Source organism: Sutterella massiliensis (genome assembly GCF_016899755.1).
Lineage (GTDB): Bacteria > Pseudomonadota > Gammaproteobacteria > Burkholderiales > Burkholderiaceae_F > Sutterella > Sutterella massiliensis.
On the sequence record NZ_JACJJC010000282.1, the window covers coordinates 1 to 457 of the forward strand.

1 protein-coding gene is annotated in these 457 nt (G+C 60.0%); it reads right to left on the reverse strand.

The annotated features are described in order from the left end of the window. Positions 1 to 457 (reverse strand): aryl-sulfate sulfotransferase (locus H6A60_RS12570; RefSeq protein WP_205105157.1); only part of this gene is annotated, 457 nt, incomplete at both ends.

Below are 457 nucleotides of genomic sequence, written 5' to 3' on the forward strand. Positions count from 1 at the left end.
GTCGGTCGGGTCGTAGTCGACGGAGTTGACGTGTGCCCAGTTGCGGCCCGCGCCCGTTCCAACGATGTCGCCGAAAGCGTCGCGTTCTTCGAGCTTGGCTAGCTCTTCCGCAGACATGGTCTGCCCGGACTTCGAGGCGTCGATGTTGAGGCAGACGGCGCCCTGGTCGAGCGCTTCAAGAAGGTTCTTGCGGTACGGATCGAGGATTTCGAAGAGTCGGAAATCGTCGACGACGTTGCCGTCTCGGTCGACCTCGAGAATCACGTCGCGAACCGTGCGAACGCGTTTGCCATCGGGGCGGCGATAGTCGGAAGAGCCGACGCGCAGGAGGAAATGGCCGTTCTGGGCGTTATCGAAAGCGTGTGAAAAATCGTTGTAGCCGGGCGGGAGCTGTCGATTGAAAATCTCCCGACCCATGAGATCGTATTTGACGTATCGCTGTCCGAAACCCCAGGAG